Source organism: Collinsella sp. CLA-ER-H7 (genome assembly GCF_040092345.1).
In the GTDB taxonomy this organism is placed as follows: domain Bacteria; phylum Actinomycetota; class Coriobacteriia; order Coriobacteriales; family Coriobacteriaceae; genus Collinsella.
Map to the genome: position 1 here is coordinate 41,302 of NZ_JBBNLT010000005.1, position 13,528 is coordinate 54,829.

Annotated in this window: 14 protein-coding genes; 2 read left to right on the forward strand and 12 right to left on the reverse strand. The window is 57.8% G+C overall.

The genetic code is table 11. The annotated features are described in order from the left end of the window. The first annotated feature begins 77 nt into the window (after positions 1–77). Both lexA and AAAX75_RS04195 read left to right on the forward strand, forming a co-directional pair. A complete protein-coding gene (gene lexA / locus AAAX75_RS04190; RefSeq protein WP_035138488.1) occupies positions 78–722 on the forward strand; it encodes a transcriptional repressor LexA in 645 nt (214 codons plus the stop codon). Further along, the gene (locus AAAX75_RS04195; RefSeq protein WP_035138489.1) at positions 722–1,426 is read left to right on the forward strand and encodes a heparan-alpha-glucosaminide N-acetyltransferase; all 705 of its coding nucleotides are present in this window, start codon (positions 722–724) and stop codon (positions 1,424–1,426) included. Before lexA ends, AAAX75_RS04195 begins: the two co-directional genes overlap by 1 nt. Here the strand turns inward: AAAX75_RS04195 and hflX are convergent. From hflX to AAAX75_RS04255, 12 genes are all read right to left on the reverse strand, one after another. Beyond that, on the reverse strand, positions 1,411–2,700 hold the full coding sequence (gene hflX, locus AAAX75_RS04200) for a GTPase HflX (RefSeq protein WP_349091208.1): 1,290 nt from the start codon (positions 2,698–2,700) through the stop codon (positions 1,411–1,413). The two genes, AAAX75_RS04195 and hflX, sit on opposite strands and share 16 nt — an antisense overlap. After that, the gene (gene miaA / locus AAAX75_RS04205; protein ID WP_349091209.1) at positions 2,700–3,638 is read right to left on the reverse strand and encodes a tRNA (adenosine(37)-N6)-dimethylallyltransferase MiaA; all 939 of its coding nucleotides are present in this window, start codon (positions 3,636–3,638) and stop codon (positions 2,700–2,702) included. Before miaA ends, hflX begins: the two co-directional genes overlap by 1 nt. After that, a complete protein-coding gene (gene miaB / locus AAAX75_RS04210; RefSeq protein WP_161115796.1) occupies positions 3,638–5,008 on the reverse strand; it encodes a tRNA (N6-isopentenyl adenosine(37)-C2)-methylthiotransferase MiaB in 1,371 nt (456 codons plus the stop codon). Before miaB ends, miaA begins: the two co-directional genes overlap by 1 nt. Positions 5,009–5,053: 45 nt before the next feature. After that, positions 5,054–5,371 carry a stage V sporulation protein S gene (locus AAAX75_RS04215; RefSeq protein ID WP_006235982.1) on the reverse strand — a complete coding sequence of 106 codons (318 nt, stop codon included), beginning with the start codon at positions 5,369–5,371 and terminating at the stop codon, positions 5,054–5,056. A 74-nt stretch (positions 5,372–5,445) separates the two neighbouring features. Beyond that, entirely contained in the window at positions 5,446–6,531 is a 1,086-nt protein-coding gene (locus AAAX75_RS04220) for an ATP-binding protein (protein ID WP_035138498.1), read from the reverse strand. A 1-nt stretch (position 6,532) separates the two neighbouring features. Next, positions 6,533–8,083, reverse strand: coding sequence for a ribonuclease Y (rny, locus tag AAAX75_RS04225; RefSeq protein ID WP_055309902.1), 1,551 nt, complete (start codon positions 8,081–8,083; stop codon positions 6,533–6,535). Between the two features lie 256 nt (positions 8,084–8,339). Then, the gene (locus AAAX75_RS04230) at positions 8,340–9,032 is read right to left on the reverse strand and encodes a regulatory protein RecX (RefSeq protein WP_349091211.1); all 693 of its coding nucleotides are present in this window, start codon (positions 9,030–9,032) and stop codon (positions 8,340–8,342) included. An 11-nt stretch (positions 9,033–9,043) separates the two neighbouring features. Beyond that, positions 9,044–10,192, reverse strand: a complete 1,149-nt coding sequence (recA, locus tag AAAX75_RS04235) for a recombinase RecA (protein ID WP_022094695.1) — start codon at positions 10,190–10,192, stop codon at positions 9,044–9,046. A gap of 257 nt (positions 10,193–10,449) precedes the next feature. Continuing rightward, entirely contained in the window at positions 10,450–10,980 is a 531-nt protein-coding gene (locus AAAX75_RS04240; RefSeq protein WP_035138501.1) for a CinA family protein, read from the reverse strand. A 12-nt stretch (positions 10,981–10,992) separates the two neighbouring features. Beyond that, positions 10,993–11,631 (reverse strand): CDP-diacylglycerol--glycerol-3-phosphate 3-phosphatidyltransferase, encoded by a 639-nt coding sequence (gene pgsA / locus AAAX75_RS04245; protein WP_040359858.1) that lies wholly within the window; start codon positions 11,629–11,631, stop codon positions 10,993–10,995. Positions 11,632–11,640: 9 nt separating this feature from the next. Next, entirely contained in the window at positions 11,641–12,990 is a 1,350-nt protein-coding gene (gene rimO / locus AAAX75_RS04250) for a 30S ribosomal protein S12 methylthiotransferase RimO (protein WP_022094698.1), read from the reverse strand. Between the two features lie 27 nt (positions 12,991–13,017). Further along, positions 13,018–13,515, reverse strand: a complete 498-nt coding sequence (locus AAAX75_RS04255) for a YajQ family cyclic di-GMP-binding protein (protein WP_161160281.1) — start codon at positions 13,513–13,515, stop codon at positions 13,018–13,020. Between the last annotated feature and the right edge of the window lie 13 nt (positions 13,516–13,528).

A 13,528-nucleotide genomic window follows, 5' to 3' on the forward strand; every position in this document is an offset into this window, starting at 1 on the left:
TATTATTATCTTCGAACAGTTGTTCCTGTCAAGCAAAATTCGAACATTTGTTTGACATGGGTAGAGAGGATGCCCTGATGGCTCGCAAAATTACCAAGCGTCAGCAGCAAATTTACGACTTCATCAAGGAATATCAACAGGAGAAGGGTTATCCGCCCAGCGTGCGCGAGATGGCTTCTGCCGTGGGCCTATCCTCTCCCAGCACCGTGCACGCCCATCTCTCTGCCCTGGAGGCGCGCGGGCTACTCAAGCGCGATGCCACCAAACCGCGCGCCCTGGAACTCTTTAACGAGGACGGTTCCTCTGTCTCAATTTCTAAATCTGACGAGCCCACCGCACCTCGCGGAACGGTCTCGCTACCGCTCGTTGGTCGCGTCGCGGCTGGGATTCCCATTCTGGCCGAGCAGAATATCGAAGACACTTTTACTATCCCGACCGAAATCGCCACTGATCAGGGTTCCTTTATCCTTGAGGTGCATGGGAGCTCAATGATCAATGTCGGCATCTTCAATGGCGATTACATCATCGTCCGTGAACAAAAGAGTGCCATGAACGGCGAAATTGTCGTGGCCATGATTGATGGTTCAGCGACCGTCAAGACGTTCTACAAGGAGCAGGGACGCGTACGCCTGCAGCCCGAGAATGACACCATGGAGCCTATCTATGCAACGAATCCCATCATCTTGGGCAAAGTCGTCGGCTTAATGCGCCGGTTCTCGTAATGCAAAAACGCATCACCATCTTTGATACCGTCCGCGGGTTTACGATGATTTCAATGGCAGGTTTTCACGCTTGCTACGATCTCGCCTACCTGTACGACTGGGATATGCCCTGGTTTACCCAGACCGTCTTTCAAGACATCTGGCGCGCCAGCATCAGCTGGGTATTTTTGTTTATCGCGGGTTGGATGTGCACCCTTTCGCGCAACAATATCAAACGTGCCGCCAAATACGCCTTAGCAGCACTCGTCGTCTGGCTGGCAACAACACTTGTCTCAGTCGACGATTCGGTTAATTTTGGCATCATCTACTGCATGGCCGCATGTACCGGCATCGTGGCGTTGACCGATCCCGTCCTTAAGAAGATATCGGCGAGATGGGGCATGTCGCTATGCCTTGTGTTGTTCGCCCTCACCTGGAGTATCCCCAAAACGATCTACCCTGTCCCCTACCTGGCGTGGCTGGGATTTCCGAGCCTTGGGTTTGTTTCAGGTGATTACTACCCCATCATCCCGTTTATCTTTATGTATCTTGCAGGATACTTCGCCGCACATATAGCGCAGGGAATCGATAAGACCGCCCTAAGCTGGGCCTACGCCAACCCCCTGCCGGCGCTCGCCAGCCTTGGACGTCATGCACTCCCCTTTTATCTGCTGCATCAACCCATTATTCTGGGCTTTTTGGAGCTCGTCTACTCGGTGCGATAACGCTTGAGCCGCGGCGCGATACGGGCCGGCAGCTTCGCCACAATACGAACGCCGTCCTCAAGATATTCCTCGTGCAAAAGGGTTCCCTGCTCATGCACCAGCGTGATGAGGGCGCCCTCGCGATACGGGATATCAGCAGAGAGCAACACATCGGTAGCAGCCGCCTCACGAGCAATACGGTCGACGAAATCGTCGAGTCCCTCGCCCGTCTGGGCCGAGAACAGCACGGCCTCGGGATAACGACGACGGAAGCTCAGACGATCAACGCTATCGAGAAGATCGATTTTATTGAATACGGTCAGCGTTAAACGCTCTCCAGCGCCGATCTCATCAAGAACGCGGTCGACAGCCTCAAGCTGCCGCTCATAGTCCTCGTCAGACGCATCTACGACTTTGAGAATTAGATCGGCACCCAACACCTCGGACAGCGTCGATTTAAAGGCATCGACCAGACCATGCGGCAGCTTTTGAATAAAGCCGACGGTATCAGTAATCGTCATGCCGCGACCGCCGGGCAGGCGATACGAACGCGTCGTCGGGTCGAGCGTAGCAAACAGCTTGTCCTGCGAAAGTACCGTAGAGCCGGTCAGGCGATTGAGCAACGTCGATTTACCGGCATTGGTATAACCGGCTAACGCGACGCGAAACGCCGGTGACTCAATGCGGCTCTTGGACTGGACATCGCGATGCTGTTCAACCTGCTTGAGCTCACGACGAAGCGCGGCAATCTTATTGCGAATCAAGCGACGGTCAACCTCGAGCTGGCTTTCACCCTGGCCAAAGCGCGAACCGATGCCGCCGCGCGTCTGCTCCTTGGCAAGATGGCTCCACATGCCACGCAGACGAGGCAACAGATATTGAAGCTGCGCCAGCTGCACCTGTAGACGACCCTCGCGCGTCTGGGCATGCAGGCCGAAAATATCAAGAATGAGCGCCGTGCGATCGATGATCTTAACCGGTTCGCCCACGGCCTTCTCCAGATAGGACTGCTGTGAAGGCGTCAGATCGTCGTCAAAAATAACGACATCGGCATCCATGCGATGCACTAAGCCGCACAGCTCTTCAACCTTGCCGGAACCGATAAACGATTTAGGATAGGGTTTAACCAGTCGCTGCGACAAACGAGCAACACACCGGGCGCCAGCCGTGTGCGCCAGGCGCTCAAGCTCATCGAGCGAGCGATCGAGCGGCCACGCATTGTCGCGCCACTCGACGCCGACAAGAATGGCACGCTCAGGCTCGGGTGCTGTGGGAACGAGGGGAAACTGGGCCATCAGTCAGCCTTGATGCGATGCAAGATATCCTCAACGACCTCATCGACCGTATATTCGTCCATATCGAACCACACAATACGATCGTCGCGCTTAAACCACGAAAGCTGACGCTTGGCATAGCGACGCGAACGCATCTTAATGAGTTCACGAGCCTCATCCATAGTCATCACACCGTTAAAAGCATCAATGATTTCTTTGTAGCCAATCGCCTGCATCGAAGTGAGCGCATCTTCAAGCCCCTGGTCCATAAGGCCACGGACCTCATCAACAAGACCCTGCTCAAACATGAGGTCAACGCGCAGGTTAATGCGCTCGTAAAGCAGCTCACGATTGTGTGTCAAGCCAAACCACAAGGCATGATAATGCTCACATGGAACACTAAACTGTGACTTTTGCTGTGCGTAGGAAACGCCGTCATCATGCATTTCGAGCGCACGAATCACGCGGCGCACATTATGAGGATGAATGACCGCGGCAGACTCAGGATCGCGCTCGGCAAGCAGCTTATGCAGCGCTTCCTCACCAATGCGCTCGGCAAGTTCCTGATAACCCGCACGGCGATCGTCCTCAAGTTCTCCCGAGGGAAAATCCATCTCATCGAGGGCGGCCTTGAGATACAGGCCCGTACCCCCGCAAAACACCGGAAGACGTCCAGACCCGAGCAGGCGCTCAACATGCGCGCGAGCGTCTGCCTGGTAAAGCGCCGCAGAGTACGCGACGCCCGGCTCTACGATGTCAACGAGACGCAGCGGCGCCGTACACTCATCGGGCGTCATCTTTGCGGTGCCGATATCCATACCGCGATAGATTTGCATCGCATCGCACGACAGCACTTCAGACGAAAGGCGAGCGGCCAAACGGTCAGCGACGTCACTTTTACCAACCGCCGTCGGACCGACGATCGCAACGGCGGAAAGACCTGCCCCGGGAGAAATCATTAGCGCGGCTCACCCACAACGGAGCCTGACAAATACCACGTCTTAGCAACGTCGACGTCAACATCAACGATCTTACCGACAAGCTGGTCGATGCTATATCCCTCGGGAATGGGCGCATGAACGGTCTGATTCTTGGGGCTCTTGCCCAGCAGCACCGCATCGTTCTTTTTACTCGTACCCTCAATGAGCGCAGGCACCACGGTATGGAGCTCACCCTGGTTGTACTCGTGCGCTGTCGTCTCGATAACCTTGACCAGACGGTTAAAGCGCTCAAGGATGACCTCGTGCGGTGTGGGATCATCAATCTCGGCGGCCGGGGTACCAGCGCGCTTGGAGTAGATGAAGGTATAGGCCTGGGCATAGCGGACCGTCTCGGCAAGCGAGAGCGTCTGCTCAAAGTCTTCTTCAGTCTCGCCTGGGAAGCCAACGATAATGTCGGTCGAGAGCGCGATATCGGGCATACGGTTGCGAATGCGATCGACCAGGCCCAAATAGTCCTCACGTGTATAACGGCGATTCATCTCTTTGAGGATCCGCGTCGAACCTGACTGGACGGCCAAGTGCAGCTGCGGCATAACGGCAGGCGTCTCGGCCATGGCGTCGATGGTCTCGGGCAACAGGTCCTTGGGATGCGAAGACGTAAAGAAGATGCGCTCCACACCCGTATCGCCCACGGCACGCAGCAGATCGGCAAAACGCGGCTTGCCAAACAGATCGCGACCATATGAGTTAACGTTTTGGCCCAGCAGCGTAATCTCACGCACGCCCTGGCGCACCAAACCGGTCACCTCGTCGACAATCTCCTCGAAGGGGCGGCTCTTTTCGCGACCGCGCACGTACGGCACGATGCAATAGGTGCAGAAATTATTGCAGCCCGTCATGATGGGCACCCAAGCGTGATACTGGGTCTCTCGATGCCACGGCATGCTCATGGCATCCGTATCCTCATGCTCATTGGTGCGGATATGACGCTTGCCGTCAAGGAACGCCTCGGCAATGAGCTCGGCCACATGTGCGATAGAATGCGTGCCAAAGATGACATTGACGTTATCGACGTTGGTGAGCAGTCCCTCGCCATCACGCTGCGCGATGCAGCCGCCCACGGCAACCACACGCTTGCCCGAAGGCGAAGGCGGCAGGCTTTTGCAGGAATTGCACTGACCGTACAGGCGAGTATCGGCGGCCTCGCGCACGCAGCATGTCATGAAGACAACGATATCGGCATGCTCAAGATCGAGCGCCATGAGGCAACCATACGAATCGAGCAGACCGCTCACGCGCTCAGAGTCGTGCTGATTCATCTGGCAGCCAAAGGTGCGGATAAAGTAGGTTTTACCGGCAAGAATATCGCGTACGGAACGCTGATCCATGTGCATAAGTCCTAACGTTGGGGAGCGAAACGAGGCTAGCAGAAGCTATGCCACAGGCTTAACATCATCCATGACGACGTTATCCATAGCAGCTCGATTGATCTGGTGAACGTAGATAGAAAGGCGGATGGCCGTGCGCGACTCCCCGTTAATGAGAATGTCGGAGAACACGGGCGCGCAGGAAATATCAAAACCGGTTGGGATCAAAAAACCGCGCGCGATGGCAACGGCCTTAATGGCCTGGTTGACAGCACCGGCGCCGACACACTGGATGTTGACGGGTACACCATCCTTGACCATGCCGGCGATGGCGCCGGCAACGGACGCGGGCGATGATTTGCTTGATACCTTCAGGCAATCCATGAAGAAACTCCTGCGTTTAAAAGTACGTTTTAACTGCAATAACTGTATCGTACCGAGAGGACTCGGTAAAGGCACTATTCCTCTTTGGCAAGATCGAAGGTCACAGTGATTCGATCACGCGAAACACGAATCTTTGGGTCGCCGCAAAGGTTGAGATAGTACCTGGCGGCAAGGTCATTGAAGTCCCGCTCCACAGCACGCGAAAACTGTGCCATGTCATCCTTGGCAATACGTAGCCCGCGACGATCCTTCGCGAGATCGACAGGAGCCGGCGCATGCGAGGACGAATCACGCTCGCGCAGCAGACGCGCGGTCACACCGCGAACGGGCTTAATCTGCCCTGCCAAAATGCGATGTGCCGTGCGCTCGGACATCCCAAGACCCAAACCCGAGCAGATACGGATAAAGTCCTCGGCATCAGAGGCAAGGCCTAAACGATCGACAACCGGAAGCTCGCTCTCGTCATCAATAAACAGGAGACGAGACGTATCGAGCCGACTTGACGCCTGAGCATAAAGGGTCGCGGCAATCTCAGACGGAGAACCAAGATAGACATCGCAACCACGCAGCTCCTCGAGCGCAAACTCACAGGCAGCGCGAATAATATTATGCGGGCCGCGAGCACAGACATAACGTCCGTCCTCATCCTTGACGGCCTGGGGCCAGCTGGACTGATCGGCACGCTCACTGAGGCGGTCGGCTGCAACGCTCACCTTAAAGGCTGAACCAAGATCGACGCCGGACGTGACCACACGGGCCTCGTCGGTGTTCTGCTTGATCGAAAACAATGCCATGCCACGACCGTGAACGCCCCAACGGTCCATCTTCATGCTCTCGAGCTTGGAGGTAACGCGGGCATCGAAGATTCGCTCTTGCATATCCTGCGGAACGCCCGAACCGTTATCCAGAAAGACAAGCGTGCGGACGCCATCTTCCTTGGTCGTGGCGAGATAGACCTTGTCGGCGCCGGCATCGCGAGCATTACGGAGCATTTCGATGACGATATCCTCGACATGCTGAATGTCGTGTTTTGCCTGGCGCCGCTCGGCCTCCGAAACGCGGAGGCGGACATACCCCTCGCCAAGGTTCTCCTCGACGCGAAGGTTGCCCTCCCCCGACATCGACGCGATAAATGAGATGAGCTCGTTCGCGTCGCTCATGTTATTTAGCGATATCGACAGCGCGGCTCTCGCGAATCACGACGACGCGCACCTGACCGGGATACTCCATCTCTTCCTCGATCTGATGGGCGATATCGTGAGCCAGGACCGTGGACTGGGCATCGGAGATCTTGTCCGGCTGAACCATGACGTGGACCTCGCGACCAGCCTGCATGGCATAGGTACGCTCGACGCCTTCATGGGAGTTGGCAATCTCCTCGAGCTTCTCAAGACGCTTGATGTAGTTCTCGGCAGACTCGCGACGGGCACCGGGGCGAGAGGCGGAGACGGCATCGGCGGCCTGTACCAGGACATCGAGCACCGTGTTGGGGTCGACATCGGCATGGTGAGCCTCGATAGCGTGGACGATAACGGGCTTCTCACCATAACGGCGGGCAAGCTCGGCGCCGATGACGGCATGCGGGCCCTCGACGTCGTGGTCGATTGCCTTGCCAAGGTCGTGCAGCAGGCCGGCGCGCTTGGCGGTCACAACGTCCAGGCCAAGCTCGGAAGCCATCACGCCGCACAGGTCAGAGACTTCGAGGGAGTGCTGAAGCACGTTCTGACCAAACGAAGTACGGTAGCGCAGGGCACCAAGGGTCTTGACGATCTCGGGATGCAGGTCGTGAATGCCGGTATCGAAGGCAGCCTGCTCGCCAGCCTCGCGCACGCGCTGCTGAACCAGGTCGGCAGCCTTGTGATACATCTCCTCGATGCGAGCGGGGTGAATGCGGCCGTCGGCGATGAGGTTCTCGAGGGCAACACGAGCGGTCTCACGACGGACCGGGTCGAAGCTCGAAAGAACGACGGTCTCGGGCGTATCGTCGATCACGAGGTTGACACCGGAAACCTGTTCGAAGGTCCGGATGTTGCGACCCTCGCGACCGATGATACGGCCCTTGAGGTCATCAGAGGGAATGTGCACGGAGGTAACGGTGACCTCGGCTGTGTGGTCGGCAGCGCAGCGCTGAATCGCCAGGGACAGAATCTCCTGGGCGGTCTTGTGGCACTCGGCGCGAACCTGCTGCTCGGACTCGCGAATGATCGTGGCGGCCTCGTGGGTGACCTCGCCGCGAACCTTATCGAGGAGCTCCTTGTGGGCGTCCTCGCGGGTAAGGTCGGCAATACGCTCGAGCTCGGAGGTCTGCTTAGTGCAGAGCTCCTCAAGCTCGCGGGAGCGCTTCTCGACCTGACCGGCCTGGCTGGACAGCTGGTGCTCACGCTTGTCGAGAGCGTCGTTTCGGCGATCAAGGGACTCCTCGCGCTGCATCACGCGGTTCTCAAGCGTACGAATCTCGCTCTTACGCTGCTTGTCCTCGGCCTCGGCGGCCTGCTTGTTCTTGATGATCTCCTCTTTAGCCTCGAGCAGAGCCTCTTTTTTGAGGGTCTCGGCCTGACGCTTAGCATCACCGATCAGGGACTCAGCCTGTGCGTGTGCCGACTGGATCTTTTCGTCGGCCTCGTGAAGACTACCCTGCTTGGCGGTGCGCATGTAGGCAATGGCGGCGATGGCACCCAAAACGATGCCAACGAGCGCTGCGATGATAGGCATGCTCACTCCTTTTATGGATTCGTTACACAACAAAGCGAACCGTCCTTACGAACGGCTCGCGACATTTGAGTAATATGGGCGCAGCTTATGCGGGTCGGATACAGATAAACATATAAACAAACTCATCACAGATGAGCACATATCACAAAGCAAATGACAGTGTTTATCGTACGTTGAACCACAACAACTGTCAAATAAATGGCCCCAGCACGGCGGCTAAAACGCGGTGAACGGCAGGGCAACAAAGCGCATACGCCTAAACTGCACATTCCTCGCGTTCGACATCGAGACGTGCCTTAACGGCATCGGCGGCGATGTGATACGAGAAGCCCTTGCCCATCAAAAACCGAACCAGTTTTTCGAATCCGCGCGTCTCTGGAACACGACGCTTGGCGAGCAGGGCTGACGCACGCGTCAAATCGTCTTCGACGGCAAAATAATCCTCGGGATAACCGGGAATGTCATCGAGCACGACATGACGGCGCTTGAGCTCGGTCTCGATTTTGCGCTGTCCCCAACCGCGCCGCTTGCGCTCCTCGATAAAGTACGAGCAAAAGCGGCTCTCGTCTAAAAAGCGATACTCGGTGGCGCGCTCGACGGCGAAATCAATCGCAGGCTGGTGAAAGCCGTAGCGAGCCAGCTTGTCACGGACCTCACCCGTCGCATGGTCGCGGCGCGATAACATCTCGGTCACCATGGTAAGTGCACATTTACGCTCAATGAGCTGCACCGCCTCACGGAAGTTGTCCCAATCACAGGGAAGATCGGGGCGGTTTTTGACATACAGCCGCGCGACCCGCACGGGAATCCAAATGGACCGCTCAAAACCGCCCTCAAGCTCACAATCGATATGTGCGCAAGGCTTTTTGGACGCATACCCGCTCGAGAACGAGGAGGCCGCCTTCTTATCGGGAAAGACGACCGTGGCCTCGGTCACCGTATACGACATGAGCGTAACCGCTACTCGTCGTCATCATCGAGCATGGCGGAACCATCGATGGCGTAAAGCTCGTCAAACTCCTCAGGCGCAGGCTGATCGGTCAGCTCGACCTCGGACGGAGCATCGTCATCAAACTCAAGTCCGCAGGCAAGGCGGACCTTATGCTCAATCTCGTCAGCGCAATCGGGGTGTTCGCGCAGGAACGCCTTGGCGGCCTCGCGACCGTTGCCGAGCTTGTCCTCGCCATAGGCAAACCAGGAGCCCATCTTCTTGCAGATGCCGCACTCGACAGCCATGTCCAGAATCGAGCCCTCCTTAGAGATGCCCGTACCGTACATGATGTCGAACTCAGCAGAACGGAACGGAGCTGCCACCTTGTTCTTAACGACCTTGGCGCGCACGCGGTTACCGATAACCTCGTCCTTAAGCTTAATGCTGTCGATACGGCGAATGTCGATACGCACCGAAGAGAAAAACTTAAGGGCGCGGCCGCCCGTCGTAGTCTCGGGGTTGCCGAACATGACGCCGATCTTCTCACGCAGCTGATTAATGAAGATGCACGTCGTGTTGGACTTAGAAAGCGAGCCGGCGAGCTTACGGAGCGCCTGGCTCATCAGGCGAGCCTGAAGACCGACCGTAGTGTCGCCGATTTCTCCCTCGATCTCGGCACGCGGGGTCAGCGCGGCGACAGAGTCGACGACGATGGCATCGATGGCGCCGGAACGCACGAGCATGTCAACGATCTCGAGCGCCTGCTCACCCGTATCGGGCTGGGAAATCAGTACCTCGTCGATATCCACGCCAATGCGCGCGGCATACGTGGGATCGAGCGCATGCTCGGCATCGATAAATGCCACAACGCCACCCATTGCCTGGGCCTCTGCCAAAATCTCGAGCGAAAGCGTCGTCTTACCGGAGGACTCAGGACCGTAAATCTCGACGATACGGCCGCGCGGCACGCCGCCGATACCCAGCGCGGCATCGAGGGCCAGGGCGCCCGTGGGAATGGCCTCGACCTCGAGCTCGGGACCACCGTCGCCGTACCTCATGATGGAACCCTGGCCGAATTTCTTCTCGATCTCGGCCTTGGTGGTGGCGATCATCTCATCGCGCTCTTTACCCGTCGTGCGAGCATGAACGGTACGTACGGGACCTGAATTCTTGGCCATGAATAGCCCTCCTCTTAACAACCTGCATCGATAATAAACGAACGGCTGTTCGTGGTCAACCGTTCAGGCCAATCATATGCAGGCGGTCTTTCCAAAACCCAACCAAACGCCGACCAAACACTGACCAAATGCTTGACCACAAAGGACCAAATATGAACAAGGCAGGCAAAAATACATCTACAACCAGCACAAACGCCAAATGAGCCTAAGGTCCCTATCTCCACAATTAAGGGGCTCGAAGGCCCCTTAAAACACGTCTATACCATAGAGTTGAGCACAAGGGCAATGCGACCCAATGCCTCCGTGACCGCATGGGCACGAACACACGAACGGTCGCCCTCATAGTGGCAGCGCACAGAGTCCACAACCGGCACGCCCCCATCGGCGGAACGATGCGCCCAGCCAATATAGAAAGTGCCCGCCGGATCGTCCTCAGTGCCACCGCCGGGGCCGGCATAGCCCGTTGCGCTCACTGCAATATCGCTCTGGTACAGCTCCAGCGAACCCACCGCCATCTCGCGCGCGGTCTGATGCGACACCGCGGTATAGCGGTCAAGCGTCTCCTGCTCAACACCAAGAACGCGATGCTTAATCTCATCGCAATAGGTCACCGCACCGCCACGCAGCACCGCCGAGGCGCCCGGGATATCGGCAATCGTCGAGGCGATCATACCCGCCGTCAGCGACTCAGCCGTCGAAACCGTCACGCCCCGAGCGCTCGCGCGCTCGACAATATCACGCGCCAGCTCCTCGTTATGTGCGGAAATCTGCTCAAAAGAGTCCGTCATACCCACCAGGACCTAGACCGAAAAGACGATCTTGCGGCAGTTCCAGAAGTACTGGGCGCCCGAGATAACGGTCAGGACAACGGCAACGGCGTACAGGAAGCGCGACACCGAGTAGATGCCGAGCGTTAGCGCCACCGGGCCAAGGTGCAAGCCGGCCATAGCAAAAACGCACAGGTAACCGCAAATGGAGACCATCGTGGTTGCCGTCTTGTACTTGCCGAGCTTATCGGCCGCAACGACCACACCGGCCGCACTCGCGACCATGCGAAGGGCGCTCACCAGAAGCTCACGGAACAGGATAATGAACACGGACCACACGGTCACTGCGCCAAAATCCAAGAACAGCAGCAGGGCCGAGAACACGAGCAGCTTATCGGCGATGGGGTCCAAGAATTTACCGAAGTCGGTGATCTCGTTGCGCGAACGCGCCAGATAACCGTCGACCTTATCGGTGCACGACAGGATCACATACAGAATGAAGGCAGCGGCGGCGAGCGGACCGTCAAAGGTGCTCCAATCCGTACCGGCAACACTCGTGTGAGAAAGCGCCGACACGATCATGAACACCGGGATAAAGACGATGCGCACGCACGTCACGATGTTGGCGGGCGTCCAGACACTCGTCAGTTCCTTATTGCTCTCGTTAGCCACGACGCTCTCCTACTCCACAACATGACCGATAAGCTCATAGCAGAAGCTATCGGTAAACTCGACGGTCAGAATATCGCCCACGGACGCCTCGCTGGCGTCCAGATGCACCGCGCCATCGGAATCGGGCGCCTGGAACCAGGCATGGCCGATCAGCTCGGCGCCATCCTCGGTCTCTTCGATACCGTCGACGATTACCTGGGCGCGCTCACCCACATGTGCGGCGGTGGCGGCAAAACCGAGCGACTCGGCCAGGTCCATGGCCTCCTGGGCGCGCTCGAGCTTGACCTCTTCGTCGACCTGACCCTCCATCTTAGCGGCCAGGCTGCCCTCCTCCTGCGAGTAGGCAAAGACACTCGTGTAGTCAAAGCCGACGGTGTCCATAAAGTCGATAAGATCGCGGAACTCGTCGTCGGTCTCGGTCGGGAAGCCGACCATGGCCGTGGAACGAATCACGATGCCGGGGATGCGCTCGCGAAGGTCGCGGAACAGATCCTCGAGCTCCTGGCGCGAACCAGAACGGCGCATGGCCTTGAGAATGCGCGCGTCGCAGTGCTGCACGGGGATATCGATATAGGGCAGCACCTCGGGCGTATCGCGAATCGTCTCGATGAGTTCGTCAGTCATGCCCTCGGGCTGCAGATAGAGCACGCGGACCCAGACGTTGTGCGGGCGCACGGCCTCGGCGACGGCACGCAGCAGCTGCGCCAGATTGCGCGGCGAGCCATCGGCGACGTCCTCGTCGGCAAAGTCGGTACCCCAGATGCCCGTGTCCTGGCCGATCAGCACGATCTCGCGCACACCGCCGGCAACCAGGTCGCGCACCTCGGAGATGATGCTCTCGGCATTGCGCGAATGATAGCGGCCGCGGATGTAGGGAATCATGCAGAAGCTGCAGAAGCGGTTGCAGCCATCGGAAATCTTGACGTAGGCGACAGCACCCTCGACGGTGCGTTTGACCTGCGGGATATAGGCTGCAATCTCGCGCTCGACACCCAGCACGCCATCGATGACCGCCACGATGCCGTCCTCCTCGTCGGCCTTCACAAAGGCAGCGACCTCGGGCAGCTCGTCAGGTAGGTCATCGCCATAGCGCGACGGCACGCAGCCGCACATGACGATGGGGCAAGAACGAACGCCGTCCTGAACCTCGTTGGCGAGTTCGAGCGTGGTCTCGATGCTCTCGGACGTTGCGGAGGCGAGGAACGAGCAAGTATTGACGATGGCAATATCGGCATCCTGCGGGTCGAATGCCTCCTCGTAGCCCGCGGCGGTCAAAAGAGAACGCATGCGGTCAGTGTCAACCTCGTTCTTAGCGCACCCGAGGGTGATGTAGAGCACGGAGCCCAACGGTGTATCCATGTTGGAGAGCGGTCCTTTCGATTGATATTAGCGGTAGTTGGTGAACTGCAGCGGCTGGCCGTAGTCCTGGTCGCGCAGGAACTGGATCACGGACTGCAACGCGTCCTTCGAAGCAGAGGAAACACGCAGTTTGTCGGCCTCGATGGTCACCTTGACCTTGAGCTTTTGGTCCTTGATGTCCTTGTTGATCTTCTTGGCGGTCGCTTGGTCGATACCCTCGACGATATGGCCGAGCACGCGCACGGTGCCGCCCGATGCCGCCTGCGGAGCATCCCACGAGACGGCCTTGAGGTCGATGCCGCGCTTGATGAGCTTGGAGCTCAGCACGTCGACAATCTGCTTGGAGACAAAGTCGGCCGGGGCGTTGATCGTAAAGAGCTTGTCGCCCTTCGAAAGCTCGATCGTGGCGCCGGAATCCTTAAGGTCATAGCGCTGGGAAATCTCGCGCGTGGTCTGCTGAAAGGCGTTATCGACCTCTTGCATGTTGACCTCGGACACGACGTCGAAGCTGGAATCTTTAGCCATGATGTTTCCTTTC